The sequence below is a fragment of the Corynebacterium sphenisci DSM 44792 genome, assembly GCF_001941505.1.
GTDB classification, from domain to species: Bacteria; Actinomycetota; Actinomycetes; order Mycobacteriales; family Mycobacteriaceae; genus Corynebacterium; species Corynebacterium sphenisci.
Genome location: NZ_CP009248.1, coordinates 564,146 through 587,785, shown reverse-complemented (window position 1 = coordinate 587,785; position 23,640 = coordinate 564,146). Strand labels below are relative to the sequence as shown.

Annotated in this window: 25 protein-coding genes; 9 read left to right on the top strand and 16 right to left on the bottom strand. The window is 74.6% G+C overall.

The genetic code is table 11. From position 1 onward, the window contains the following. The first annotated feature begins 125 nt into the window (after positions 1-125). Positions 126-389 (top strand): WhiB family transcriptional regulator, encoded by a 264-nt coding sequence (locus CSPHI_RS02715; protein WP_075691395.1) that lies wholly within the window; start codon positions 126-128, stop codon positions 387-389. A 52-nt stretch (positions 390-441) separates the two neighbouring features. After that, positions 442-516: a 50S ribosomal protein bL37 gene (locus tag CSPHI_RS12755; RefSeq protein ID WP_096877815.1), complete on the top strand. Its 75-nt coding sequence runs from the start codon at positions 442-444 to the stop codon at positions 514-516. 111 nt (positions 517-627) lie between these two features. On the opposite strand, the gene rsrA is transcribed toward CSPHI_RS12755, so the two are convergent. Together rsrA and CSPHI_RS02705 are read right to left on the bottom strand one after the other, a co-directional pair. Further along, entirely contained in the window at positions 628-909 is a 282-nt protein-coding gene (rsrA, locus tag CSPHI_RS02710; protein WP_084210197.1) for a mycothiol system anti-sigma-R factor, read from the bottom strand. Continuing rightward, positions 906-1,544, bottom strand: coding sequence for a sigma-70 family RNA polymerase sigma factor (locus tag CSPHI_RS02705; RefSeq protein WP_075691394.1), 639 nt, complete (start codon positions 1,542-1,544; stop codon positions 906-908). Before CSPHI_RS02705 ends, rsrA begins: the two co-directional genes overlap by 4 nt. Before the next feature lie 55 nt (positions 1,545-1,599). Between CSPHI_RS02705 and CSPHI_RS02700 the strand changes: the two genes are divergently transcribed. Next, positions 1,600-2,100 (top strand): YbaK/EbsC family protein, encoded by a 501-nt coding sequence (locus CSPHI_RS02700; protein ID WP_075691393.1) that lies wholly within the window; start codon positions 1,600-1,602, stop codon positions 2,098-2,100. On the opposite strand, the gene CSPHI_RS02695 is transcribed toward CSPHI_RS02700, so the two are convergent. Then, a complete protein-coding gene (locus CSPHI_RS02695; protein WP_075691392.1) occupies positions 2,090-2,842 on the bottom strand; it encodes an SOS response-associated peptidase in 753 nt (250 codons plus the stop codon). The two genes, CSPHI_RS02700 and CSPHI_RS02695, sit on opposite strands and share 11 nt — an antisense overlap. Positions 2,843-2,880: 38 nt before the next feature. On the opposite strand from CSPHI_RS02695, the gene aroA reads away from it, so the two are divergent. The 3 genes from aroA to CSPHI_RS02680 are packed head-to-tail and all read left to right on the top strand — an operon-like array spanning position 2,881 to position 6,828. Then, positions 2,881-4,254 carry a 3-phosphoshikimate 1-carboxyvinyltransferase gene (gene aroA, locus CSPHI_RS12220; protein ID WP_075691391.1) on the top strand — a complete coding sequence of 458 codons (1,374 nt, stop codon included), beginning with the start codon at positions 2,881-2,883 and terminating at the stop codon, positions 4,252-4,254. Beyond that, positions 4,251-5,267: a ribosome small subunit-dependent GTPase A gene (gene rsgA / locus CSPHI_RS12215; protein WP_075693650.1), complete on the top strand. Its 1,017-nt coding sequence runs from the start codon at positions 4,251-4,253 to the stop codon at positions 5,265-5,267. The genes aroA and rsgA overlap by 4 nt, the downstream gene beginning before the upstream one ends. Beyond that, positions 5,254-6,828, top strand: a complete 1,575-nt coding sequence (locus tag CSPHI_RS02680; RefSeq protein ID WP_075691390.1) for a chloride channel protein — start codon at positions 5,254-5,256, stop codon at positions 6,826-6,828. The genes rsgA and CSPHI_RS02680 overlap by 14 nt, the downstream gene beginning before the upstream one ends. 15 nt (positions 6,829-6,843) lie before the next feature. Here the strand turns inward: CSPHI_RS02680 and CSPHI_RS02675 are convergent, their stop codons facing one another. The 4 genes from CSPHI_RS02675 to CSPHI_RS02660 form a co-directional block, all read right to left on the bottom strand. Then, positions 6,844-8,154: a fatty acid desaturase family protein gene (locus tag CSPHI_RS02675; RefSeq protein WP_075691389.1), complete on the bottom strand. Its 1,311-nt coding sequence runs from the start codon at positions 8,152-8,154 to the stop codon at positions 6,844-6,846. Between the two features lie 78 nt (positions 8,155-8,232). Beyond that, a complete protein-coding gene (locus CSPHI_RS02670; RefSeq protein ID WP_075691388.1) occupies positions 8,233-9,291 on the bottom strand; it encodes a ferredoxin reductase in 1,059 nt (352 codons plus the stop codon). A gap of 106 nt (positions 9,292-9,397) precedes the next feature. Continuing rightward, positions 9,398-9,889, bottom strand: coding sequence for a DUF6912 family protein (locus tag CSPHI_RS02665; protein ID WP_075691387.1), 492 nt, complete (start codon positions 9,887-9,889; stop codon positions 9,398-9,400). Next, the gene (locus CSPHI_RS02660; protein ID WP_075691386.1) at positions 9,889-10,299 is read right to left on the bottom strand and encodes an HAD family hydrolase; all 411 of its coding nucleotides are present in this window, start codon (positions 10,297-10,299) and stop codon (positions 9,889-9,891) included. Before CSPHI_RS02660 ends, CSPHI_RS02665 begins: the two co-directional genes overlap by 1 nt. Positions 10,300-10,392: 93 nt before the next feature. Between CSPHI_RS02660 and CSPHI_RS02655 the strand changes: the two genes are divergently transcribed. Next, positions 10,393-10,896, top strand: coding sequence for an Rv3235 family protein (locus tag CSPHI_RS02655; RefSeq protein WP_075691385.1), 504 nt, complete (start codon positions 10,393-10,395; stop codon positions 10,894-10,896). A 25-nt stretch (positions 10,897-10,921) separates the two neighbouring features. Here the strand turns inward: CSPHI_RS02655 and secA are convergent, their stop codons facing one another. The 6 genes from secA to mtrA form a co-directional block, all read right to left on the bottom strand. Then, on the bottom strand, positions 10,922-13,627 hold the full coding sequence (gene secA / locus CSPHI_RS02650) for a preprotein translocase subunit SecA (protein WP_075693649.1): 2,706 nt from the start codon (positions 13,625-13,627) through the stop codon (positions 10,922-10,924). Between the two features lie 137 nt (positions 13,628-13,764). Further along, complete coding sequence (gene hpf, locus CSPHI_RS02645; RefSeq protein ID WP_075691384.1) at positions 13,765-14,421, bottom strand: ribosome hibernation-promoting factor, HPF/YfiA family; 657 nt, start codon at positions 14,419-14,421, stop codon at positions 13,765-13,767. 153 nt (positions 14,422-14,574) lie between these two features. Next, complete coding sequence (locus tag CSPHI_RS02640; protein WP_075691383.1) at positions 14,575-15,231, bottom strand: ComF family protein; 657 nt, start codon at positions 15,229-15,231, stop codon at positions 14,575-14,577. A gap of 29 nt (positions 15,232-15,260) precedes the next feature. After that, complete coding sequence (locus CSPHI_RS02635) at positions 15,261-17,021, bottom strand: LpqB family beta-propeller domain-containing protein (RefSeq protein ID WP_084210196.1); 1,761 nt, start codon at positions 17,019-17,021, stop codon at positions 15,261-15,263. Then, positions 17,018-18,622 carry an MtrAB system histidine kinase MtrB gene (gene mtrB / locus CSPHI_RS02630; RefSeq protein WP_084210422.1) on the bottom strand — a complete coding sequence of 535 codons (1,605 nt, stop codon included), beginning with the start codon at positions 18,620-18,622 and terminating at the stop codon, positions 17,018-17,020. The genes CSPHI_RS02635 and mtrB overlap by 4 nt, the downstream gene beginning before the upstream one ends. Positions 18,623-18,700: 78 nt before the next feature. After that, positions 18,701-19,375, bottom strand: coding sequence for an MtrAB system response regulator MtrA (gene mtrA / locus CSPHI_RS02625; RefSeq protein WP_075691381.1), 675 nt, complete (start codon positions 19,373-19,375; stop codon positions 18,701-18,703). A 95-nt stretch (positions 19,376-19,470) separates the two neighbouring features. Here mtrA and CSPHI_RS02620 point away from each other — a divergent pair, with 95 nt between their 5' ends. Beyond that, positions 19,471-20,229 carry a 6-carboxyhexanoate--CoA ligase gene (locus tag CSPHI_RS02620; RefSeq protein ID WP_075691380.1) on the top strand — a complete coding sequence of 253 codons (759 nt, stop codon included), beginning with the start codon at positions 19,471-19,473 and terminating at the stop codon, positions 20,227-20,229. Here CSPHI_RS02620 and CSPHI_RS02615 read toward each other — a convergent pair. The 3 genes from CSPHI_RS02615 to CSPHI_RS02605 form a co-directional block, all read right to left on the bottom strand. After that, positions 20,216-20,851 (bottom strand): dTMP kinase, encoded by a 636-nt coding sequence (locus tag CSPHI_RS02615; RefSeq protein WP_075691379.1) that lies wholly within the window; start codon positions 20,849-20,851, stop codon positions 20,216-20,218. The genes CSPHI_RS02620 and CSPHI_RS02615 overlap by 14 nt on opposite strands. A 4-nt stretch (positions 20,852-20,855) precedes the next feature. After that, positions 20,856-22,295: an adenosylhomocysteinase gene (ahcY, locus tag CSPHI_RS02610; RefSeq protein WP_157118460.1), complete on the bottom strand. Its 1,440-nt coding sequence runs from the start codon at positions 22,293-22,295 to the stop codon at positions 20,856-20,858. Positions 22,296-22,374: 79 nt separating this feature from the next. Then, a complete protein-coding gene (locus CSPHI_RS02605; RefSeq protein ID WP_075691377.1) occupies positions 22,375-22,740 on the bottom strand; it encodes a DUF4259 domain-containing protein in 366 nt (121 codons plus the stop codon). A 236-nt stretch (positions 22,741-22,976) separates the two neighbouring features. Here CSPHI_RS02605 and CSPHI_RS02600 point away from each other — a divergent pair, with 236 nt between their 5' ends. Next, complete coding sequence (locus CSPHI_RS02600) at positions 22,977-23,621, top strand: hypothetical protein (protein ID WP_075691376.1); 645 nt, start codon at positions 22,977-22,979, stop codon at positions 23,619-23,621. Positions 23,622-23,640 lie beyond the last annotated feature (19 nt).

Genomic DNA, 23,640 nt, shown 5'->3' with positions numbered 1-23,640 from the left:
TGCGGGTATCCGCCGCGAGTGCCCGCGCCCCCACCCACCCGGCAACCGGACCGACCCCGGTCCGCGCCCACCGCCGCGCGGCGCACGCCGGGTGCCACTCACCCGTGATCTTTCAAGGAGTTTCAATGGATTGGCGTCACAAGGCCGTATGCCGCGAAGAGGACCCCGAGCTGTTCTTCCCGGTCGGCAACTCCGGCCCCGCCCTCGCCCAGATCGCGAAGGCCAAGGTCGTCTGCAACCGCTGCCCGGTGACCTCCCAGTGCCTCGCCTGGGCCCTGGAGACCGGCCAGGATGCCGGCGTGTGGGGCGGCATGTCCGAGGACGAGCGCCGCGCGCTGAAGCGCCGCCACAACCGCGGCCGGACCCGCCGCACCCGCACCACGGTCTAGGCCGTAGTATTCCCGGGAGAGATCCCGACCAGTTCGATTCAAGGAGACCCGCATGAGCAAGCGTGGCCGCAAGCGCAAGGACCGCCGCAAGAAGGGCGCCAACCACGGCAAGCGCCCCAACTCCTGAGCACCGGGAGCTGAGAGACCCGACCCGCCCGCCCCCTCCGGGGCCGGCGGGTCGGCTCATGCGCGCGGCCGGATCGCCCCGCCCGCCCCGCGGGGATCGCCCCGCCGCGGCTCAGCCGCGGAACTCGGCGCGGGTCCAGCTCACCCGGATCCGGGTGGTGATCCGGGTGCGCAGCTCCGCCGGGGCCTGCTCGCAGCAGCACCGGCGCAGCAGCCGCCGGATGGTGGCGTCCTGGCCGATGCCCTCCATGCACTGCGGGCAGGCCTCGATCATGGACTCCAGCTCCCGGCTCTCCACGGGATCGCATTCGCCGTCCAGCAGCGCCTCCACCCGCCGCCGGATCTCCGCGCAGCTCACCCCCGGATGCGTGCAGGGCCCCATGTCCTCGCTCACCTCGCGTCCTTCCCGCCTGCGGCGGCCCGGTCCTCCTCGCGGAGGAAACCGCGATCCCGGGCCACATCGGTCAACGACTCGCGCAGCTTTTTTCTTCCCCGGTGCAGCCGGGACATCACGGTGCCGATGGGGGTGCCCATGATCTCGGCGATCTCCTTGTACGGCAGCCCCTCCACGTCCGCGTAGTAGACGGCCATCCGGTAGTCCTCGGACAGCTCCATCAGGGCCCGCTTGATCTCCTCGTCCGGGAGCAGCTCCAGGGCCTCGGTCTCCGCCGAGCGCAGCCCCGAGGAGTGGTGCGAGGCGGTCTCCGCGATCTGGTGGTCGGTGATGTCGTCGGTGGCGTACTCCGCCGGCCGGCGCTTCGCCCGCCGGTAGTGGTTGATGTAGGCGTTGGTGAGGATCCGGTACAACCAGGCCTTGAGGTTGGTGCCCGGCCGGTAGGAGCCGAAGCCCTGGAAGGCCTTCATGTAGGCCTCCTGCACCAGGTCCTCGGCGTCGGCCGGGTTGCGGGTCATCCGCAGCGCGGCGCCGTAGAGCTGGTCGAGGTACGGCAGCGCCTCCGCCTCGAAGCGCTCCGCGAGTTCCGCGGAGCTCTCCTCGGTGCGCGCCACCCCGGTGGTCCGACTGGTCATGGGGGCCAGTCTAGCCGGGCGGCGCCCCGGCCCGGTCGGGTGCTATCACGGGATCATGGCCCCCCGTCGCCGCGCCCCCGCCCCCGCCACCCCGGCCCTGGCCACCCTCGCCGATGCGGGGGTGCCGCACCGGGTGCACCGCTTCGCCGGCGGCGACCGGGATTTCGGCGCCGCCGCCGCGGCCCGGCTCGCCGAACGCGGCATCGCCGCCGAACGGATCGCCAAGACCCTGGTCATCGAGCTCGCCGGGGCCGGGGAGGCGCTGGCGGTGCTTCCGGTGGCCGCCCGGCTGGCCCCGAAGCGCGCCGCCGCCGCGCTCGGCGCGCGCACCGCGGCCCTGGCCGACCCGGCGGCGGCGAGCCGGGCCACCGGCTACGTGCCCGGCGGGATCTCCCCGCTGGGCGGCCGCCGCCGGCTGCCCGTCGTGGTCGACGAGGCGCTGCTGGCGCAGCCGGTGATCCTGGTCTCCGCGGGCCGGCGGGGCCTGGACGTGGAGCTCGATCCGGCGGAGCTGGTGCGGCTCACCGGCGCGGCGGTGGCGCCGATCACCGCCTGAGCGGCTCCGGGGGCGCGTCCCCGGCCGCGGCGGCGGCGCGGCCGGATTCGGCCGCCGCGGCCGAATCCAGCAGCTCCGGGCCCTCCGTACCCACCCGGCCCACCGCCGGGTCCGCCGGGGTGAGCCGGAGCCCGGGCAGCTCCGCCGGGTCCGCGGGGGCGCGCAGATCCGCGATCTCGTCGGGGGCGCCGCGCAGCCAGCGGGCGCAGTCGCCCGGGGCGAGCACCCGCGGCATCCGGTCATGCAGCCAGCCCAGGTCGCCGACCGCGTCGGTGGTGACGATGGTGGCGGTGTACCAGTCCCGCCAGCGGGTCCACAGCCCGGCGAGGAACAGCGGGCCGCCGGACTCCGGGGCGCAGTACCAGGGCCGGCGGTGCCGCCACTCGTACCAGCCGTCGACCGGCACCAGGCAGCGCGGGCCGCGGTGCGCGTCCCGGAAGGCGGGCTTCTCCGCCAGGGTCTCCCCGCGGGCGTTGAACCAGGGGGTGCGCGGCACCTCCCGCGCCCAGTGCGGGATGAGCCCCCAGCGGGCCCCGATGATCGCCTCCCCCGCCCCGGCCGGCTGCCCGGCCGGGGCGGCCAGCGCCTCGGCGGGCACCACGATCTGCACCGGGTGGGTGGGCGCGACGTTCCACCGCGGCGGGGCGGCGGCGCGCACCTGGGCGCGGCCCAGCCCGGGCAGCGCGGCGATGGCGTCGGCCAGCTCCGCGCCGACGGTGACCGAGACGAAACGACCGCACATGCCCCCATCGTCCCCGATGGCGGCCTCCGTGGGGGACAATGGGGTTCGTGAACCACCCGATCCAGCCCGCACCCTGGCCCGCCCCGCTCGCCGACGGCCCCGTCACGGCGACGGTGGCGGTGCCCGGTTCGAAGTCCATGACCAACCGGGCGCTCATCATCGCCGCCCTGTCCTCCACCGCCTCCGAGATCCACGGGGCGCTGCGCTCCCGGGACACCGATCTGATGGTCAACGCGCTGCGCGCCCTCGGCGTCGGCATCCGGGACGGCTCCCCGGCCACCGGCACCGCCGACCGGATGCTGCAAATCACCCCGCGCCGGCTGCGCGGGGCGGCGGTGGACTGCGGCCTGGCCGGCACCGTGATGCGCTTCATCCCCCCGGTGGCGGCGCTGGCCGAGGGGGCGGTGTTCCTCGACGGCGACGAGGAGGCCCGGGTGCGTCCGATGGGCGCGGTGCTCGACGCGCTGCGCGGGCTCGGCGTGCGCGTCGACGGCGACCGGCTGCCCTGCACCGTGCACGGCGGCGGCACCGTCGGCGGGGCGGTGGAGGTCGACGCCGCCGCCTCCAGCCAGTTCATCTCCGGGCTGCTGCTCGCCGGGGCCCGCTACGAGCGGGGCCTGGAGCTGATGCAGGCCGGCAACGTGCCCTCCCGGCCGCATATCGACATGACCCTGGAGATGCTCCGCGCCGCCGGGGTGGTCGTCGAGGAGCCCCGCCGCGGGGAGTTCCGGATCGCGCACCAGGAGATCCGGGGCCGGCGCTGGGTCATCGAGCCGGACCTGTCCAACGCCACGCCCTTCCTCGCCGCCGCGGCGGCCACCGGCGGCGCGGTCACCGTACCCGGCTGGCCGACCCGCACCACCCAGCCCGGGGACGCGATCCGCCGGATCCTGGTGGCCATGGGCTGCACCGTGGGGTTCACCGGCGACCCCGCCGCCGGGGCCCGGGCGCTCACCGTGCGCGGCCCGGCGGAGCTCGCCGGGGTGGAGCTGGACATGGGCGACATCGGGGAGCTCACCCCCACCGTGGCGGCCCTGGCCGCGCTGGCGGCCACCCCCACCCGGCTCACCGGGATCGCGCATCTGCGCGGCCACGAGACCGACCGGCTGGCCGCCCTGGTCGCCGAGATCAACGGCCTCGGCGGCGACGCCCGGGAACTGCCCGACGGCATCGAGATCCGGCCCGCGGCGCTCCGCGGGGGGCTGTGGCGCTCCTACGCGGATCACCGGATGGCCACCGCCGGGGCGATCCTCGGGCTGCGGGTGGCGGGGGTGCGGGTGGACGACATCGCCACCACCGCGAAGACCCTGCCCGGGTTCGAGATCCGCTGGGCGGAGATGCTCGGCCTCCGCGCCGCCGCGGACCCCGCCGACGGCTCCGGGGACGGGGATGCGGGGGGTGGTTCCCGCTGAGCAGGCGACGCGGCGACTACGACGAATCCGACGTCCGGGTGCGCCCGGGCCGCGGATCGCGGCCGCGCACCAAGGACCGGCCCAGCCACCGCGACGCCCGCTGGGGGATGGTGGTCACCAAGGACCGGGGCCGCTGGGGGGTGGTCCTCGACGACGGGCCCGAGGTGACCTGCATGCGGGCCCGGGAGATGGGCCGCACCACCATCGTGGTCGGCGACCGGGTGGGCGTGGTCGGCGACGTCTCCGGCCGGCCGGGCACCCTGGCCCGGATCGTCCGCCTGGCGGAGCGCGCCAGCGTGCTGCGCCGCACCGCCGACGACGCCGACCCCTACGAGCGGATCGTGGTGGCCAACGCGGATCGGCTGCTCATCGTCTGCGCGGTGGCCGATCCCCCGCCGCGCACCGGGTTCGTGGAGCGCGCCCTGGTCGCCGCCTACGCCGGGGGCCTGTCCCCGGTGCTCGCGCTGACCAAATCCGACCTCGCCGACCCGGCCGCCTTCGCCGCCGAATTCGCCGACCTGGGGGTGCCGGTGCTGCGCTGCGGGATGGCCGACCCGGTCGAGCCGGCGCGCGCGCTCATCGGCGGCGGGATCACCGCCCTCATCGGCCATTCCGGGGTGGGCAAATCCACCCTGGTGAACCGGCTGGTGCCGGATGCCGGCCGGGCCACCGCGGACGTCTCCGGGGTGGGCAAGGGCCGGCACACCTCCACCCAGTCGGTGGCGCTGCGCCTGCCCGGCGCCGCCGGCGGCTGGATCATCGACACCCCGGGCATCCGCTCCTTCGGACTCGCCCACATCACCCCGGACACGGTCATCGGGGCCTTCCCGGATCTGGCGGCGGCGGTGGCCGGCTGCCCGCGCGGCTGCACCCACCTGGGCCCGCCCGCGGATCCGGAATGCGCCCTGGACGCCCTGGCCGGGACGGCGCACCGACGCGCCATGGCCGTACGCGAGCTCATCGCCGCGGTCTCCGCCAACGAGGAATGGGAGATCGGAATTGAACGCGACTGACCGGCACCCGACCGAACCCGACCGGGGCACCGCCGCCCCCGGGAGGCGCGGGGCGCACCTGCCCCGGCCGCACCGACCGCATCCGGGCCCCGATTTCGGCCTGCTCATCCGGCTGTGCCTGATCACCCTGGTGGTGGGGGTGCTCACCGGCCTGGCGGCCGCCGGGCTGGTGTGGCTGCTGCACATCATCGAGGACTTCGTCTACGGCCAGCACGAGGGCGACCTCAAGGTGGTCACGGAGGGCACCACCGCCCTGCAGAGATTCCTGGGCATCACCGTCGCCGGGCTCATCGCCGGGCCCGCCTGGTACCTGGTGCGCCGGATCGGCGACCCCATCGAAAGCGTCGAGGACGGCATGGACGGCGTGCGCATGCCCGCCGCGGAGACCGCGGCGAACGCGGTGCTGCAGATGGCCACCGTCGCCGCCGGGGCCTCGGTGGGCCGGGAGAACGCGCCCCGGGAGCTCGGCGCCATGTTCGCCAACCAGATCACCCGCCGGCTGGGGGTGAACCCGGAGCTGACCCGGGTGCTGGTCGCCGCCGCCGCCGGCGCCGGCCTCGGCGCGATTTACCACATCCCCCTGGCCGGGGCGATCTTCGCCCTGGAGATCCTGCTCACCACGATCACGGTGCGCGCCTGCATGGTGGTGCTGGCCTGCTCCGCGGTGGCCACGGTGACCTCCGGGATCATCGTCGGCACGCGGCCGCTGTACAGCACCATCAACCTCTCCGAGGGCTTCGGCAACCTCGCCGCGGCGATCGTGCTCGGCGTGGTGCTGGGCCTGGTCGGCGTGGCCTTCCGCCGGCTCATCTCGCATGTCCAGGACGCCGCGCCCACCGGCGCCGGGGTGCTCTGGCAGCTGCCCGGGGCGTTCATCCTCGTCGGCCTGATGGCGATCTGGCTGCCGGAGGTGCTCGGCAACGGCCGCAACGCCGCCACCCAGGTGCTGGAGGACAACCCCGCCTGGACCTTCATCGCCGCCCTGGCCGCCGCGAAGCTCATCGCGGTGGCGGTGACCCTGCGCTCCGGGGCGGTCGGCGGCATCCTCACCCCGGGCTTCGCCCTGGGCTCGATGGCCGGCTACCTGCTCGGCGTGGTGCTGCACCCGCTGATGCCGCAGGTGCCGCCGACGGACTTCGCGCTGCTCGGCGCGGCGGCGTTCCTGTCCACCGCGATGGCCGCCCCGCTGTTCGCCCTGGTGGTCACCGTGGAGTTCACCGGGCAGTCCTCCTCGGCCTATCTGGCGCTCTTCCTCGCCGCGGCGACCGCGGCGCTGGCCGCGGAGCTGGTGCGCGGCCGCTCCATGCTGCCGACCACGCTGCCGTGGAACCGGCGCACCGGGGTGCAGGATCGGGACCTCCTCCGCGAGGCCCATGAGTGGGAGCTGGAGTCCGCCGAGTACGAGGCCCATGCCGAGCACGCCGCCCGGGCCGCCGACGCCACCGCCGCCGAGGCCGCCGGGGCGGCCGGGTTCGCCGCGGATCCCGATCCCGGCACCGGGGCGACCCGCGCCGACGGGATGGAGCCGGAGGGTCCGGCGGAGCCGGCCGGCGGGCGCTGAGCCGCCGGAGGCGGGTCAGGCGGCCACGGCCCCCCGGCCGGCGGCCACCGGCGCCGGGGTGCGGGTGGAGCGGCCGGTGTAGGCGGCGATCACCTCGCGCACCCCGGGGCGCAGCCGCTTGAGCAGCCGCAGCCCGGTGCGCAGGCCCCGGCGGGGCCGGGCGGTGGCGTCGAGGGCGGACTCCACCTGCGGGTACTTCGCGAAGGCCCGCTCGGAGCGCACCTCGGGGGCGTTGTCCGGGTCGGCGACCAGGAACCGGTTCGGCAGGGTCAGCTTCAGCAGGGTGCGCTGCACCTGCAGGAACTGCCGCGGGAAGGAGCCGGTGTTGTAGGGCAGGTCGTACTCGTCGCAGATCTCGCGCACCCGCTGCGCCGCCTCGGCGAGCCGGTTGGAGGGCATGTCCGGGTAGAGGTGGTGCTCGATCTGGTAGTTGAGGTTGCCGGAGAGCACCGAGAGCAGGAAGCCGCCGGTGAAGTTGGCGCTGCCCAGCATCTGCCGCAGGTACCACTCCTCGTGGGTCTCGTTGGCGTACTGCTCCTTGGTGAAGGTCTCCGCGTCATCGGGGAAGTGCCCGCAGAAGATCACCGCGTAGGCCCACACCGAGCGGATCAGGTTGGCGTACATGTTGGCCTTGGCGACCTCGCCGAAGCGGGTGCCGGCCAGGGCCGGGAAGAGCAGGTAGTCCTTGGCCACCTGCCGGCCCGACTTGGCGAGGACCTCCATCAGCTGCGGTTTGGCCTCCGCCCACTTCTTCTTCCCGGCGAAGACCCGGCCGAGCTCGACGTCGTAGAAGGCCACCGCCCACTGGAACAACGCGGCGAGCACCACGTTGGTCACCGGCTGCAGCAGGTGGCCGGGCGACCAGGCGCGCTCCCGGGTGACCCGCAGGATGCCGTAGCCGACGTCGTTGTCCATGCCGAGCACGTTGGTGTACTTGTGGTGCACGAAATTGTGCGAGTGCTTCCACCCGGAGGCGGGGCAGGTGTTGTCCCACTCCCAGTAGGCGGAGTGCACCTCGGGGTCGTTCATCCAGTCCCACTGGCCGTGCATGGTGTTGTGCCCGATCTCCAGGTTCTCCAGGATCTTGGCCAGGCTCACCGCGCCGATCCCGCCCCACAGGGCGGCCCTCGACCGCGGGATCAGCATGGCGATCCGGCCGCCGAACTCGAGTCCGCGCTGGACCCGGATCAGGTTCTTGATGTAGCGCACGTCGCGGTGGCCGAGGTCCTCCCGGATCTCGGCGTAGATCCGGTCCAGGCGGGCGCCGATCTCGGCGATGTCGGCGTCGGAGAGGTGCGAGTAGGCGGAGATGTTCGAGATGGCCATGGGGGCTCCTTGCGGGTTGGGGGTGTCGGTGCGGGGTATGCGTGGGCGGAGGCGGGCGGTGCGCGGGGTGGGAGTGGCTCAGGGCTCCAGTTCGACGTCGCCGGCGGGCACGCAGACGCAGACCCGGATCCGCTCCCCGGCCTCGTGGGTGGCGCCGGTGCGCAGGTCCCGGGCGGTGCCGTCGGCGAGCTGGCGCACGCAGGTGGCGCAGATGCCCATCCGGCAGCCGTAGGGCAGCTGGATCCCGGCGCGCTCCCCGGCCTCGAGGATGGTGGTGGCCCCGTCGACCTCGATTTCGCCGCGGCCGGGGAAGACCACCATGCCGCCGGCGGCGTCGGTGGAACCGCGGTCCAGGGCGAAGCGCTCGGTGCGCACCCCCGGCACATGGGCCTCCACGTCGTCGAGCATGGCCGCCGGGCCGCAGGCGTAGACCTGGCGCTCGGCGAGGTCGGGCACCAGCCCCGGCAGGTCCCGGGCGGTGATCCGGCCCTGCCGCCCGGTGAGCCGCAGGACGCGGGTGTACCAGCCGCATTCGCGCGCCATCCCGGCGAGTTCGGCGTCGAAGAGCACGTCGGCGGCGGTGCGCGCGGAGTGCAGGTGCACCACGTCGGGGCCGGCGCCGGGGCCGCCGCCGCCGAAGCGCCCCCGCAGATCCCGGAGCATGGACATCACCGGGGTGATCCCGGAGCCCGCGGTGAGGAAGAGCAGCTTCTCCGGCACCGGCTCGTCGAGGTGGAAGTCGCCGGCGGGCAGCGCCAGCCGGACCACGATCCCGGGCCGGGCGTTGGCCACCAGGTGCCGGGAGAGCCGGCCGTCGTCGATGGCCTTGACGGTGACCGTGAGCAGCCCGTCCGCGGGCTGCGGGGCGCAGGTCAGCGAGTAGGAGCGCCACACGTAGCGGCCGTCGACGCGCACGCCGATGCCGATGTGCTGTCCGGCGCGGAACTCGGCGGGCACCCCCCAGCCGCGGCGGATGACCAGTTCCGCGGTGGTGTCGGTGGGCCGGCGCACCGCGACGATCCGGCCCCGGAATTCGCGGGTGGACCACAGCGGGTTGACCAGGCGGGTGTAGTCGTCGGGCAGCAGCGGCGTGGAGAAGCCCTCCAGGGCGCGCTTGAGTCGATGGGTGAACGACACGGGCAAGGCCCCTTTCCTAAGTTACTGGACCGTAGGTTACGGTGCCGTAGGAAAGACGGCAAAATTATGGGGCCCATGGGGGCCCCTATCGATGGCGTCCGGCGGGTCAGAGCAGCTCCACCAGCAGCGGCAGCTCCTGCGGGGCGTACCAGGCCAGCTCATGCTCCAGGCAGTCGCCGACGGTGAGCTCGGCGTCCTCGTCGCCCAGATCCGCCGCGTCCACGGCGGCCACCGCGGCGGCCACCGCCCCCTCCGCGCCGGCCAGATCCACGTGCACCGCGGCCACCGCATCGGCCGGGATCGGCCCGGCCAGGCGCACCACCGCCTCCCCCATGTCCGGTTCCGCGCTCGCCGGCACGTCCGCGGAGACCACCACCCGGCGCCGGTCGAAGTCCCCGGAGTAGGCGCTGAGCAGCCGCAGCGAGGCCCGGGCGGCCTCGGTGAAGGCGATGTCCGCCAGCTCCTCCTCATCCCCGGAGCGGTAGGCCCCGCGCAGCGCGTCGGTGAGCGCGAAGGCCCACCCCCGCCGGGCGGCGAGCTCGCCGGTGTCGCGCAGCTCGGCGAGCATCCCGAAGGTCGCCGGCACATGCACCCGCACTAGAACTCCCCCTCCAGCTCGAACAGGCCGGTGATCTCCACCACCGCCCGGTCGAACTGCTGGTAGAACACCCCCACCATGCCGCGCTCCACGGCCCCGTGGATGTTCACGATGGAATCGTCGACGAGCACGCAGTCGGCCACCGGCAGCCCCAGCCGCTCGGCGGTGATGTCGAAGATCTCCGGCTCCGGCTTCTCCGCGCCGACCTCCCCGGAGAGCACCACCGCATCGGCCAGCCCGGAGGTCTCGAACTCCCGGATATGGTCCGCCCCGGGCCCGCCGGGGTCATTGGAGAGCACGGCCACGGCGACGCCGTTGCCCTGCGCCGCCCGCAACAGCGCCCGCCAGCGGGCGCGCTCCTCCTCGGGTCCGTCCAGGACGCCGCAGTAGTCAACGATGAGTCCACGCATACCCCCACTGTAACCGGGTCGGGATGCGCGCCGGCGCAGGCGCTGCCACAATGCGCGCACCGGGTCCGGATGACCGATACGGGGGGATGGGGAATGCGCGACGACGCCGCGACACTGCTGCCGGCCGAGGGCTACCGGATGCTGCGCAGGCTGGGCCCGCCGGCCCCGCCGGCGCCGCCGGGGGCGCAGCCGGCCGGGGCGCCGGCGGGCCCCGGGGCCCCGGCCGGGCCCGGCGCGGCCGGGGTCGCCCCCGCGGTGCGGCCCACCCCGCCGCGGTGCCCGCCCGAGCTGCGCCGGGAGCTGGCCCGGCAACTCGCCGCGGCCCTCGACGTGCTCGCCGGCCGGCGGCCGGACGCCACCCTGCGCCGGCTGCGGCTCGGCCCCCAGGTGCGCGGCGGGCTGGCCACCCGGCTGCGCGCCGGCGGGATCCGGGGGGCGGCGCTGCGCAGCCTGCACCCGGATCCGCGCCGCGGCGGGGCGGTGGCCCATTTCGTGGGCACCTGGGAGAGCGAATCCGGGATCCGGGCGCTGGCCGGCCGCGCGGACCGCCCCGGCGGCACCGGGCCGTGGACGATCACCGCCCTCCGGCTCATCTGAGCCGGAGGGCGGCGCGATCGCCGGACTAGCGCCGGCGGCGCCGGCGGCGGGCGGCGCGGTTGCCCGCCCCGCCCTCCACCCGGGCCTCGGCGGCGCCGTCCTCCCCGGGGCCGGAGAGGGTCATCTTCCGCGGCGCCGCCTCCTCGCGCACCCCCTCCGGGGCGAGATCGCGCTCGTCGACCACCCCGTCGTCGTTGAGGTCCGCGGTCTGCTTGGCCTCGGCCTCGCGCAGCTGGGCGCGCACCAGGAACAGCTGCCGCAGCGACTCCTCCTTGATGCCCTCCATCATCGCGGTGAACATGTCGTAGCCCTCCCGCTGGTACTCCACCAGCGGATCGGCCTGGGCCATGGCGCGCAGCCCGATGCCCTCCTTGAGGTAGTCCATCTCGTAGAGGTGCTCCCGCCATTTGCGGTCCATCACGTTGAGGATGGTGTAGCGCTCGATGGCGCGCATCTGCTCCTCGCCGCCGATCGCGGCCACGGAGCGCTCCAGCTCGTCGTACTGGGCGTTGATGTCCTCCTCCACCGCCCGGCGCAGCTGCTCGGCGGGCAGATCCCCGGCGGCGCCGTACTCGGCGGAGTCGACCAGCTCCCGCCAGCCCACCGCCGGGCCGTAGAGGGTGGTCAGCGCGGTCCACAGCTCGTCGAGATCCCAGTCCTCCACGTAGCCGTCGGCGGTGGCGGCGTCGACGTAGGCGCCGACCACCTCGCCCATCATGGCGCGCACCTGGTCGCCGAGGTCCTCCCCGTCGAGGATCCGGCGGCGCTCGGCGTAGATCACCTTGCGCTGCTGGTTCATCACCTCGTCGTACTTGAGCACGTTCTTGCGGATCTCGAAGTTCTGCCCCTCGACCTGGGTCTGCACGCTCTTGATCGAGTTGGTCACCATCTTCGAGTCGATGGGCACGTCATCGGGCACGTTGAGGGTGTTCATCAGCGCCTCCATGCGCTGCCCGTTGAAGCGCACCATCAGCTCATCGCGCATGGACAGGTAGAACCGGGTCTTGCCGGGATCGCCCTGCCGGGCGGTGCGGCCGCGCAGCTGGTTGTCGATCCGGCGCGACTCGTGGCGCTCGGTGCCCAGCACGTAGAGGCCCCCGCAGTCGCGGACCTCGTCGGCCTCCCGCTCCGCGGCGGCGCGCACCCCGGCGATCTCCTCGTCCCAGGCGGCCTCGTAGTCCTCCGGGGTCTCCACCGGGTCCAGGCCGCGGGCGCGCAGGTTGATGTCGGCGATGATGTCCGGGTTGCCGCCGAGCACGATGTCGGTGCCGCGGCCGGCCATGTTCGTGGCCACCGTGACCTGGCCGCGCCGGCCGGCCTGGGCGATGATCTCGGCCTCCTTCTCGTGCTGCTTGGCGTTGAGCACGTTGTGCCGGATCCCGGCGCGCTGCAGCAGCTTCGACAGGTACTCGCTCATCTCCACGCTGGCGGTGCCGACCAGGATCGGCTGCCCGGCGGCGGAGCGCTCCCGGATGTCCTCCACCACCGCGGCGAACTTCGCCTCCTGGGTCTTGTACACCAGGTCCGGCAGGTCCTCGCGCTGGTCGGGCCGGTTCGGCGGGATCGCCATCACGGACAGCCCGTAGGTCTGGTGCAGCTCCGCGGCCTCGGTCTCCGCGGTGCCGGTCATCCCGGCGAGCTTGTCGTAGAGCCGGAAGTAGTTCTGCAGGGTGATCGTGGCCAGGGTCTGGTTCTCGTTCTTGATCTCCACCCCCTCCTTGGCCTCGATCGCCTGGTGCATGCCCTCGTTGTAGCGCCGCCCGGCGAGCACCCGGCCGGTGAACTCGTCGACGATGAGCACCTCGCCGTTGCGGATGATGTAGTCCTTGTCCCGGGTGAACAGCTCCCGGGCCTTGATCGCGTTGTTGAGGTAGCTGACCAGCTGCGAGTTCTCCGCGGCGTAGAGGTTGTCGATGCCCAGCTGGTCCTCGACGTAGGCGACGCCCTCCTCCCGGATGCCGACGGTGCGCTTGCGCTCGTCGACCTCGTAGTGGATGTCCCGGCGCATCCCGGGCACGATCCGGGAGAAGGCCAGGTACCACTGCGGGTCCCCGTCGGCGGGCCCGGAGATGATGAGCGGGGTGCGCGCCTCGTCGATGAGGATGGAGTCCACCTCGTCGACGATGGCGTAGTGGTGGCCGCGCTGCACCAGGTCCTCCAGCCGGTGCGCCATGTTGTCCCGCAGGTAGTCGAAGCCGAACTCGTTGTTGGTGCCGTAGGTGATGTCCGCGGCGTAGGCGACCCGGCGCTGGTCCGGGGTGAGCCCGGAGAGGATCACGTCGGTGGACAGGCCCAGGAAGCGGTGCACCCGGCCCATCCACTCCGCATCGCGCTTGGCCAGGTAGTCGTTGACGGTGACCACGTGCACGCCCTTGCCCTCCAGGGCGTTGAGGTAGGCGGGCAGCACGCAGGTGAGGGTCTTGCCCTCGCCGGTCTTCATCTCCGCGACATTGCCGAAGTGCAGTGCCGCGCCGCCCATCACCTGCACCGGGTAGTGCTTCTGGCCGAGCACCCGCCAGGAGGCCTCCCGGGCGGTGGCGAAGGCCTCCAGCAGCAGATCGTCGAGGCCCTCGCCCTCGCCGATCCGGGTGCGGAACTCCTCGGTCTTCAGGCGCAGCTCCTCGTCGCTGAGCGCAGCGTACTCGTCCTCCAGCGCGATGACGTCGTCGGCGATGGACCTGAGGCGCTTGACCGCGCGGCCTTCGCCGACGCGCAGCAGCTTCGAGAGCATGGACACGGGAGGTGACCCCTTCCGGGAGGCGGATGCTTACAGGTGCCCCAGTATAGGGCCGACCCCCGCCGGGATTTGACCGGCGCGGGGCCGGGGATCGCGGCGGGGGCCGGCGCGGGCCCGCGGGGGCGGCGGGCTCAGGCCTCGGCGCCCTCCTCGGACAGGGCGATGAGCCCGTAGTCGTAGGCGTGCCGGCGGTAGACCACGCTGGGCCGGCCGGTGGCCTCGTCGACGAAGAGGAAGAAGTCGTGGCCGACCAGCTCCATCTCGCTGAGCGCGTCATCGACGCTCATCGGGGTGGCGGGGTGCTCCTTCTCCCGGACCACCCGGCCCGGGGTCACCTCGTCGACGGTGTCGGCGTAGGGGTCGGCCTGCCGCTCCTCGCGCGCCTCCTCGACCAGCGCCGCGGTGGCCTCGCCCACGGAGATCGGCGCCCGGTGCCCGGAGCGGCTGATCTTGCGGCGGGCCTTGACCTTGCGCAGGGACCGGTCCATCTTGCCCAGGGCCGATTCGAGGGCGGCGTAGAAGCTGTCCTCCTTGGCCTCGGCGCGGGCCAGGTGGCCCTTGCCGGTGGCGGTGATCTGGATCCGGTCGGAGCGGTCGGCGCGCCGCGGGTTCGGCTCATGCTGCAGCTCGACGTGGAAGAACGTCAAGGTGGGATCGAGGCGCTCGATCTTGGCCAGCTTGGCCTTGACCCGCTCGGCGAAATGCTCCGGAACCTCCACGTTGCGACCCGTGATGGTCACCTGGGCATTGGGGCTGAGGGCCTCGTTGTTGTCAGCAGGTGTCGACACGTGCTTCCTACCTCCCGGTATGGCCGCCGGAGGCGAAGGGTGGGATTACCCCCGCTCCCGAGGCGGCGTCCTTTCCGGCTCCAGGATACAGGCGGGCGGGGGCACCCGTGCGCGGCCCGCGGGCGCCGGGCGGCCGCCCGGCCACCCCCGGTTTCAGGCCTCCGCGAAGACCAGGGCCGCCGCGGCGGATACCCCCAGCGAGGCCAGCACGAGCGCCGATTCGGCCACCGTCGCCCCGGTGGTGAGCACGTCGTCGACCAGCACCACCGGCCCCGCCGGGGCCGCCGCGCGCGGCCGCGGGCGCACCCGCCCGGAGAGGTTGCGCCGCCGCGCCGCCGCGCCGAGCTCGGCGGAGTCGGCCGCCGCGGCCGCGGTGACCAGCAGCGGGCGCACCGCCAGGCCCGGCACCCGGGCCGCGGCGGTGCGTGCCGCGGCGGCCACCGGATCCCCGCCGCGGCGGCGCGCGGCGGCCGCCCGGGTGGGCGCCGGCACCAGGGTCACCACCCCCATCCGGGGGTCGGGGAGATGTCCGCGCGCGGACAGGTCCAGCAGCCCCGCCGCGAGGGTCGCCCCGATCGCCTCCCGGGCGGCGGCGTCGCCGTGCTCCTTGGCGCGCAGCACCAGCCGGCGGCGCGCCCCGGCGTAGCCGCCGAGGGCCCACACCGACACCGCGGCGGGCACCCGCGGCCGGACCGGGCGCGGGGCGGCGGCGAGCTCCCGCCGGCAGCGCGGGCAGATCCCGGCCTCGCCGGGGCGCCCGCAGCCCGGGCAGGCCCCGGGCACGGCCAGGTCCAGCAGCTCGCGCAGCACCGCGCCCCCCTCCCCCGCCGGCCCCGGGCCTATTCCGCGGTCACCGGGGCGGCCCGGCCGCTGACCTTGGGCACCGGGCGCCAGAACTGCTGGTCGCCCTGGTCGTCGATGAGCTCCATCAGGGCGTTCTCGTCCAGGGCGTAGATCCGGGTGGAGGAGGCCGCGACCACCGCGATCGGGGCGGTCAGGTTCACCTTGGGCAGCATGTAGTTGGAGGACCCGTCCGGCTGCACCCGCCAGATCGGGGCCTCCGCGCCCCAGGCGCCGACCAGGATCGTCGAATCCGGGGCCCAGGCCAGGGACACCGGCACGGTGCCCTCCGGCAGCCGGATCTCCCGGGGGGTGACCAGCGCCCAGGGCGCGCCCTCGTTCTGCACGATGGTGGCCAGCACCAGCCGGCCCTCGATGATCATCGCCGCCTGGGTGCCCATCGGGTCGATCCGCAGCTCGGAGATCTCGCCGGCGAAGGGCTCCAGGGCGCGGATGTCCACCCGCTCCGCGGTGAGCGCCCCGGAGTCGCCGAAGCGGCCCACCCGGCGCACCTGCCCCCCGTCCACGACGGTCCACACCGCCGCCGCCCCGGGCGACCAGCTCGGCCGGGTGAGGGTCTGCCCGGTCAGCGGCCGGGCCGCCCGCTGGCCGGGCCGGCCCAGGTAGAGGGTGGAGCGTTTCGCGGTGGCGCCCTCCCCGCGGGCCACCGCCGCGTAGATTTCCTCCCCGGTGGTGTCGATGCCCATCGCCGCGGACACCAGGTAGGGCTCGCCCGCCCCCCAGGGCGATTCCGCGATTTCCGCGCCGTCCTCGCGGATCGCGTACAGCGCCCCGTTGCCGAGCACCCGCAGCGCGGAACGGTCCGCCGGCCCGCGCTGCGGGTCGAAGGGCTTCAGCTCCGGCGAATCCCGGGTCCAGGCCACCTCCGCCCGATCCAGCACCGGCCGGCCATCGACCTCGATGGTCCAGGGCCCGCGCAGCCCGGCGTCGGCCAGGGTCCACACGGCCTGCGCGGTCAGCAGCAGCTCCAGGTCCGCCCCGGCCACCCCGGCGCCGCGGTAGCGGATCGCCATCCCGGGCCCGGCGTCGATGGCGCCGACCTCGATCGTGGTGGACGCCGGCAGCGGGCTGGTCACCCCCCGGGCCAGCTGCGGCCGCGGGCCCCGGCGCAGCAGGTCCAGCAGCGCGGCGGCGCCGTCGTCGGTGCCCCGGTAGATCCAGCGCCGATCCGGCACCAGGTGGTTGCCGGTGGGGTCCACGAAGTACAGGTTGCGGGCGACGTGGGTGTCCACGAAGGACTGCCGCTCCATGACGATCCCGTCCGGCAGCGCGCTGATCCGCCACTGCCCGGTGCGGTCCCGGACCATCGCGATCTCGCCGCGCCAGGTGCCCTCGGCCTGCTCGTAGGCGCCCCCGTCGCCGAGTTGGCCGACCACGGCGCCGCTGGCGGTGTACACCTCCCGGCCGTCCGGGGCGTCCCCGTCGGAGATCACGTTGACCCCCTCCACGATGAGGCTGCGCCGGCGCGGGTTCCAGCTGCCGGCGATGTCCCCGGTGAGGAAGGCCCGGGCGGCGGCGTAGTCGTCCGCCGGATGCGCCATCGCGGCGATGAAGTCGCGCAGCACCACGTCCGGGGCGGTGTCCGGCCGCGGCTCCGGGATCTCCATGTTCTGGGAGCGCTCCTCGTAGGAGCGCAGCGCCTGCGGGGCGGATTCGGTGGGCATGGTGGTGCAGCCGGCGAAGGCCAGCGCCGCCGCGGCGAGCGCGGCGGTCATCCGGGCGGCGGGTCCGCGGGTCACGGGGTCTGCTCCTCGGCGTCGGCGGCGGGCGGGTCGGCGGGCCCCGGCTCGGCCGGGACGATGGCGGCGGGGGCGGCGGCGTCCTCGCCGGGCGCCGGCGGCGGCGCGTCCGGGGCCACCGCGATGTCCAGGGCCAGCGGCGGCGGGCCGAGCTCCCCGCCGGGGACGGCGGGCAGCAGCAGCCGGAACCGGGAGCCCACCCCGGGCAGGCCGGAGGCCTCCAGCCGGCCGCCGTGCAGGCGCACGTCCTCGGCGGCGATGGCCAGGCCCAGCCCGGTGCCGCCGGTGCGCCGCTCCCGGGAGGGGTCGGCCCGCCAGAAGCGGTTGAACACCAGCTCGGTCTGGGAGGGCTTCAGGCCCACCCCGTGGTCGGTGACGGTGACCGCCACGGTGGACCCGGCGGCGGCCATGTGGATGTCCACCGGCCGGCCCTCGGCGTGGTCGATGGCGTTGGCCAGCAGATTGCGCAGCACCCGCTCGATGCGCCGGGTGTCCACCTCCGCGGGCACCGGGGCGTCCGGCACATGCCGGCGGATCTCCGCCCCGGCGTCCCGGGCGACCACGGACAGCGGGGTCAGCGCGGACTCCAGGGTGCACCGCAGGTCCACCCGCTCCGCGGAGAGCTCGGCGACCCCGGCATCGTGCCGGGAGATCTCCAGCAGATCGCCGAGCAGCATCTCGAAGCGGTCCAGTTCCGCGATCATCAGCTCGGAGGCCCGCCGGGTGGTCGGGTCCAGGTCCTCGGCCCCGTCGGCGATGAGATCGGCGGCCATGCGCACCGTGGTCAGCGGGGTGCGCAGCTCATGGGAGACGTCGGAGGTGAACTGGCGCTGCAGGGAGCCGTACTCCTCCAGCTGCCGGATCTGGGTGGACAGCGACTCGGCCATGAAGTTGAAGCTCACCGCCAGTCGGGCGACCTCGTCCTCGCCCTCCACGGTCATCCGCTCGCGCAGGTGCCCGCCGGCGAAGCGCTCCGCGATCTGCGCGGCCTGCCGCACCGGGGCGGTGACCTGGCTGGCGAAGAACCAGACGATGCCGACCAGCAGCAGCACCATCACCACCGCGGCCCCGGCGAACAGGCCCCGGATGAGGCTCAGCGTGGACTGCTCGGCGGTCAGCGGCATCACCAGGTACAGCTCGAGGCCGGGGATCTCGGAGCTGGTGGGGGTGCCGATGATGAGGGCGGTGTAGGACTCGCCCTCCCCGCGGTAGCTGGCGTACTGGTAGCTGACCTGGTTCTGCTGGATGAACCCGCGCAGTTTGCCGGGGATCTCCGCGGCCACCGGGGAGCTCACCGTCTGCCCGGCCTCGCCGGGGGCGATGAGCACCGGCTCGTAGACCGCGGCGGTGCCGGGCCCGCCGGTGTCGGTGCGGTCCATCAGCGCCTCCCGGCCGACGTTGAGCCGGGCCTGCAGATTGTCCGAGGACCGGGTCGCCAGCTCCTGCTCGACGACGATCCGGGCCCGGTCGATCTCGTCGTTGGCCACGCCGAGCTTCTGCTCCAGCAGCCGCTGGGCGACGATGGAGACCAGGGCGAAGCCGAGCACCCCGACGACCAGGGAGCACACCACGAGCACCGGGATGATGACCCGGGCCTGCATGGAGGTGCGCCACAGCCGGCCCAGGGCGCGCCACCAGGACACCACCCAGTCGCGCAGCGCGCGGATCCCGCGCACGGGCTACTCCCCCGTCTTGTAGCCGACGCCCCGCACGGTGAGCACGATCCGGGGGTTCTCCGGATCGGCCTCGATCTTCGAGCGCAGCCGCTGCACGTGCACGTTGACCAGGCGGGTGTCCGAGGAGTGCCGGTAGCCCCAGACCTTCTCCAGCAGCTGCTCGCGGGTGAACACCTGGCGCGGCTTGGAGGCCAGGGTGCACAGCAGCTCGAACTCCAGGGGGGTCAGCGCGATCTCCTCGCCCTCGCGGGTGACCGCGTGCCCGGGGATGTCGATGTCCAGGTCGCCGACCCGGATCACCTCGGCGGGCTCGTCGGCCTGCCGGCGCAGCCGGGCGCGCACCCGGGCGACCAGCTCCTTGGGCTTGAAGGGCTTGGTGACGTAGTCGTCGGCGCCGGACTCCAGGCCGAGCACCACGTCCACGGTGTCGGTTTTCGCGGTGAGCATGATGATCGGCACCGCGGAGTCCTCGCGGACGGTGCGGCACACGTCCACCCCGCCCATCCCGGGCAGCATCAGGTCGAGCAGGATCAGGTCCGGCTCCTCGCGCGCGGCGGCCTCGACCGCCTCCGCCCCGTCGCCGACGACGACGGTGTCGAAGCCCTCCCGGCCCAGGACCATGGCGAGCATCTCGGAGATTGCGGGGTCGTCGTCGACGACCAGGATTTTCGCGCTCATGCCCCGGATCATAGCCGGGTGCGGCCCCTGGCCCGGGCGCATGCGGGATAGACTGGCCCGCACCCGCCCTTGAACACCGTTCTGGAGAATGCCCGATGCCCGGCCCCGCACCCCGCCCCGGCGCCGCCGCCGACTCCGGCGCCGCCCCCTTCGGCTATTCGCTGCGCATGCGCGCCTCCCGGGCCGGGGCGCACGTCTCCGGGGCGGAGCGGATCGTCGACGCCGCGGCCGCCCCGGCCGCGGCCGCCGCCCTCGTCGCCCGGGCCCTGGGCCATGACCGGGGCGCGCCGGATCGGGTGCGGCTGAGCATGGACGCCCTGGCGGCGCCGCCGCGGCGGCTGCCCGCGCTGCCGCGGGAGGTCGCCGGCACCGCCGACCCGGCGGCCGCGGCCGCCGCCGGGATCGCCGCCCTGGACGCGATCGGGGTGGCCGGGGCCGAGGTGTGGCGGCTGCTCACCACGGTCACCGGGATGCGCGGGGCGATGCTCGTCGACCCGCGGGGGCGCCGCCTGGAGCCGGATCCGGCGCGCGGGGTGCGCGCCTCGGCGATGGACGCGGACACCCCGGCGCCGGCGGCGAAGGATCACCGCCGGGAGGCGCGGATCCTGGCCACCAAGGTCGCCCACGGCCCCGGGGTGCTCGCCGAGGCGTGCATCTCCGACGACCCCGGCTACGTGCACGGCTACGTCGTCGCCGGCGGCCGCTACCTGCGCCTGGATCATGTCAAGGCCCCCGGCGCCACGGTGGCCGGCCGGCCGCTGGGCGCCCGGGTGATCGTGCTCGCCGCCGGCGCCGATCCGGGGGCCCTCATCGACTACCTGGAGCACGCCCCGGTGCTCGTCACCGGTCTGTGAGCGCCGCCAGCACCCGCCGCGCGGACTCCTCCGGGGCGGCGTCGGCGGGCACCCGCACCCAGGGCCCGCCGAAGCCCTCCGCGGCGAGGCGCTCGTAGGCCGCGGCGGTGTCGCGCTGCAGGCGCCGATCCCGCTCGTAGCGGTCCCGGGTGCGCGCCGCGTCCGCAGCCTCCCGGCCCCGGGCGCGGCGCTCGGCGAGCTCCGCGGGCGCGGCGAGGAGCACCGTCAGATCCGGCCGGGGCAGCCCGATCCGGTCGAACTCCAGCTCCGCGATCCGCGCCGGGGTGGCCGCGTCGCCGGTGCGCGCCCAGGTGTAGGCGGCGTTGGAGGCCACCCACCGGTCCAGCAGCACCACGTCATGGTCGGCGGCGAGCCCGGCCACCGCGGCCGCGCGCTCCCGCCGGTCCAGGGCGAAGAGCACCGCCATCGCCCAGGCGGAGTCGGCGAGATCGCCCAGGCCCCCGTGCAGCGCCTCATCGGCGAGATCCGCGGGCAGGGAATCGCCGTAGGCGGGGAAGGCGGCCCGGGCGACGGTGCGCCCGGCCGCGCCCAGCCGGCCGGCCAGGGCGGTGGTGAGGGTGTTCTTGCCGGCCCCGTCGATGCCCTCGATCGCGATCAGCATCGGCCTAGTAGCGGTAGTGCTCGGGCTTGTAGGGCCCGGCGACGTCGACGCCGATGTAGGCGGCCTGCTCCTTGGTCAGCTCGGTCATCTCCCCGCCGAGGGCCTCGACGTGGATCCGGGCGACCTTCTCGTCGAGGATCTTCGGCAGCCGGTGCACCCCGGGGCCGTACTCCGCGCCGCGGGTGAAGAGCTCGATCTGGGCGATGGTCTGGTCGGCGAAGGAGGTGGACATGACGAAGGAGGGGTGCCCGGTGGCGTTGCCCAGGTTCAGCAGCCGCCCCTCGGAGAGCACGATCAGGCTGCGCGTCTCCCCGTCGTCGTGCGGGAAGGAGTACTCGGCGACCTGCGGCTTGATCTCGGTGCGGGTGACGTCGGCGCGGTGGTGCAGCGCGGCCATGTCGATCTCGTTGTCGAAGTGGCCGATGTTGCCCAGCACCGCATGGTCCTTCATCCGCCGCATGTGCTCGAAGGTGATGATGTCCCGGTTGCCGGTGGCGGTGATCACGATGTCCGCCTCCGCGATCGCGGCCTCCACGGTGGTCACGTCGAAGCCGTCCATCAGCGCCTGCAGCGCGTTGATCGGGTCGGCCTCGGTGACCCGCACCCGGGCGCCCTGCCCGGCCAGCGCCTCCGCGCAGCCCTTGCCCACGTCCCCGTAACCGCAGACCAGCACGGTCTTGCCGCCGATCAGCATATCGGTGCCCCGGTTGAGCCCGTCGATCAGGCTGTGCCGGGTGCCGTACTTGTTGTCGAACTTCGACTTGGTCACCGCGTCGTTGACGTTCATCGCGGGGAAGGGCAGCAGCCCCTCCTCGGCGAAGTGGTAGAGCCGGTGCACCCCGGTGGTGGTCTCCTCGGTGACCCCGCGCACCTCCCCCGCGATCCGGCCCCACAGCCCGGGCCGGTCCGCGGCGACCCGGCGCAGCATGTCCAGGAAGGCGACGTACTCGTCGGCGTCGTCCTCCTCCGCCGGGGGCACCAGCCCGGCGGCCTCGAACTGGGCGCCCCGGATCACCGCCATGGTGGCGTCGCCGCCGTCGTCGAGGATCATGTTCGGCAGCCGGTCGCCCCAGTCGAAGACCCGCTCCAGGCACCACCAGTACTCCTCCAGGGTCTCGCCCTTCCAGGCGAAGACGCTCACCCCCGCGGGGGCCTCGGGGGTGCCCTCGCCGACGACGACCGCGGCGGCGGCCTCGTCCTGGGTGGAGTAGATGTTGCAGGAGGCCCAGCGCACCTCGGCGCCGAGGGCGACCAGGGTCTCGATGAGCACCGCGGTCTGCACGGTCATGTGGATGGAGCCGGCGATCCGGGCCCCGGCCAGGGGCCGTTCGGCCCGGTACTCCTCGCGCAGCGCCATCAGCCCGGGCATCTCGTGCTCGGCGAGGCGGATCTGGTGGCGGCCTGCGGCGGCCAGCGAGAGATCGGCGACCTTGTGCTCAATCATCAGCGTGCTTCCCATCGACGTCGGTGCGGACCCGACCAGGGTAGCCCGCCGCACGCGGCCGCGGCCGCCGGGGGCGGCGCTATTCCACGGCCTCCGCGAACTCCCCGGCCATCTCCTGCTCCTCGGCGTCCAGGGCGGGGATGAGCAGCTCGAAGACCTCGGCGGCGGCCTCGCGCAGCTCCTCCGGGCAGTCCCCGATCCCGGCGCGGATGAACGGGTGCTCGTCGACCCGGGTGGCCGCGGAGAACGGCGCCCCGGACCAGATCGCGGCGATGGTGGCCGCGCCCAGCCCGGCGCGGGCCTCCCCCTCGGTGGCCTCGTCGACGGCGAGCAGGCAGGCGTCGCGCAGCGCCGCGGCCTGCTCCTCCGGGTCGAGGGCGTCGATGTCGTCGAGCAGCTCGGCGACGTGATCGTCGGCGAGGATGATCGCGTCCCAGGTGGACATGGAAAACCTCCTGCGGGTCCCTAGGGTGGTGCCGGCCCCGCCGGGGACGTCCCCGGGGGCCTCACCCGGTGTTCTACCCCAGGCCGGCGTGGGGCGGCCACCACCGCCGGATCCGGCGCGCCGCGGGGTGAGGATCGTTCATGCCCCACGCGGATCCGGGCCGGCTGTGCTACCTTTGCCTCACCGTGACTCAATCGTGACAATTCGCGCCCGGCACCGGGCAGGCAGGGGACCCCATGCGCCACCGAGGACGCCTCGCACTCGCCGCGACGCTGCTCGCCGGCTCCACGGCCCTCGCCGCCTGCGAGGGCGGGGCGGAGCCGGCGCCGTCGGAGGGCCGGCTGCCCACCACCCGGGCGGATCTGGACACCGCCGAATCGGTGGCGGAGACCTCCCCGACCGCCCCGGCCCCGGCGGTGGTCGACGGCGACCGGCGCCACGACGACGATCCCCGCTCCGATCCCTTCCTGCCCCCGCATGCGGTGATCCCGGAGCCCGGCGGCGACGCCGCCGGCCCCGGCCGGCCGGTCGCCCCGGTGGACGAGGACGAGGCGGCGGAGCCGGGCACCCCGGCGCTGCCCACCCCGCCGAAGCCGCGCCGGCCGGTGCCGGTGCTGCCGCCCTTCGACTTCGACGGGCCGATCCGGCCCGACCCGGGCAACCCGGAGCGCCCCGAGCCGATGGAGCCGGTCGCCGATCCGAACCCGGAGGCCGCCCCGGGGATCCCGGACCACGGTGGCGAGGGCGATCCGGAGGGCCATATCCCGTCCCCGGACGCCCCGGAGCGGCCCTGGTGGAGCCCCTTCGGCGAGTACGACCCCTCCGGCAGCCTGCGCGGCGGCGACGGCCGGCCGCCGGCCGCACCCACCCCGGCCCGCTGAGGCCCCCTGCGGCCCCGCG

Coding starts and splice junctions, on each gene's coding strand:
- CSPHI_RS02715 (WP_075691395.1), top strand. CDS start 126: ATGGATTGGCGTCACAAGGCCGTATGCCGCGAAGAGGACCCCGAGCTG.
- CSPHI_RS02705 (WP_075691394.1), bottom strand. CDS start 1,544: ATGACCAGTCGGACCACCGGGGTGGCGCGCACCGAGGAGAGCTCCGCG.
- CSPHI_RS02700 (WP_075691393.1), top strand. CDS start 1,600: ATGGCCCCCCGTCGCCGCGCCCCCGCCCCCGCCACCCCGGCCCTGGCC.
- CSPHI_RS02695 (WP_075691392.1), bottom strand. CDS start 2,842: ATGTGCGGTCGTTTCGTCTCGGTCACCGTCGGCGCGGAGCTGGCCGAC.
- aroA (WP_075691391.1), top strand. CDS start 2,881: ATGGGGTTCGTGAACCACCCGATCCAGCCCGCACCCTGGCCCGCCCCG.
- CSPHI_RS02675 (WP_075691389.1), bottom strand. CDS start 8,154: ATGGCCATCTCGAACATCTCCGCCTACTCGCACCTCTCCGACGCCGAC.
- CSPHI_RS02660 (WP_075691386.1), bottom strand. CDS start 10,299: ATGCGTGGACTCATCGTTGACTACTGCGGCGTCCTGGACGGACCCGAG.
- CSPHI_RS02655 (WP_075691385.1), top strand. CDS start 10,393: ATGCGCGACGACGCCGCGACACTGCTGCCGGCCGAGGGCTACCGGATG.
- secA (WP_075693649.1), bottom strand. CDS start 13,627: ATGCTCTCGAAGCTGCTGCGCGTCGGCGAAGGCCGCGCGGTCAAGCGC.
- mtrB (WP_084210422.1), bottom strand. CDS start 18,622: ATGCAGGCCCGGGTCATCATCCCGGTGCTCGTGGTGTGCTCCCTGGTC.
- mtrA (WP_075691381.1), bottom strand. CDS start 19,375: ATGAGCGCGAAAATCCTGGTCGTCGACGACGACCCCGCAATCTCCGAG.
- CSPHI_RS02620 (WP_075691380.1), top strand. CDS start 19,471: ATGCCCGGCCCCGCACCCCGCCCCGGCGCCGCCGCCGACTCCGGCGCC.
- CSPHI_RS02615 (WP_075691379.1), bottom strand. CDS start 20,851: ATGCTGATCGCGATCGAGGGCATCGACGGGGCCGGCAAGAACACCCTC.
- ahcY (WP_157118460.1), bottom strand. CDS start 22,295: ATGATTGAGCACAAGGTCGCCGATCTCTCGCTGGCCGCCGCAGGCCGC.
- CSPHI_RS02605 (WP_075691377.1), bottom strand. CDS start 22,740: ATGTCCACCTGGGACGCGATCATCCTCGCCGACGATCACGTCGCCGAG.
- CSPHI_RS02600 (WP_075691376.1), top strand. CDS start 22,977: ATGCGCCACCGAGGACGCCTCGCACTCGCCGCGACGCTGCTCGCCGGC.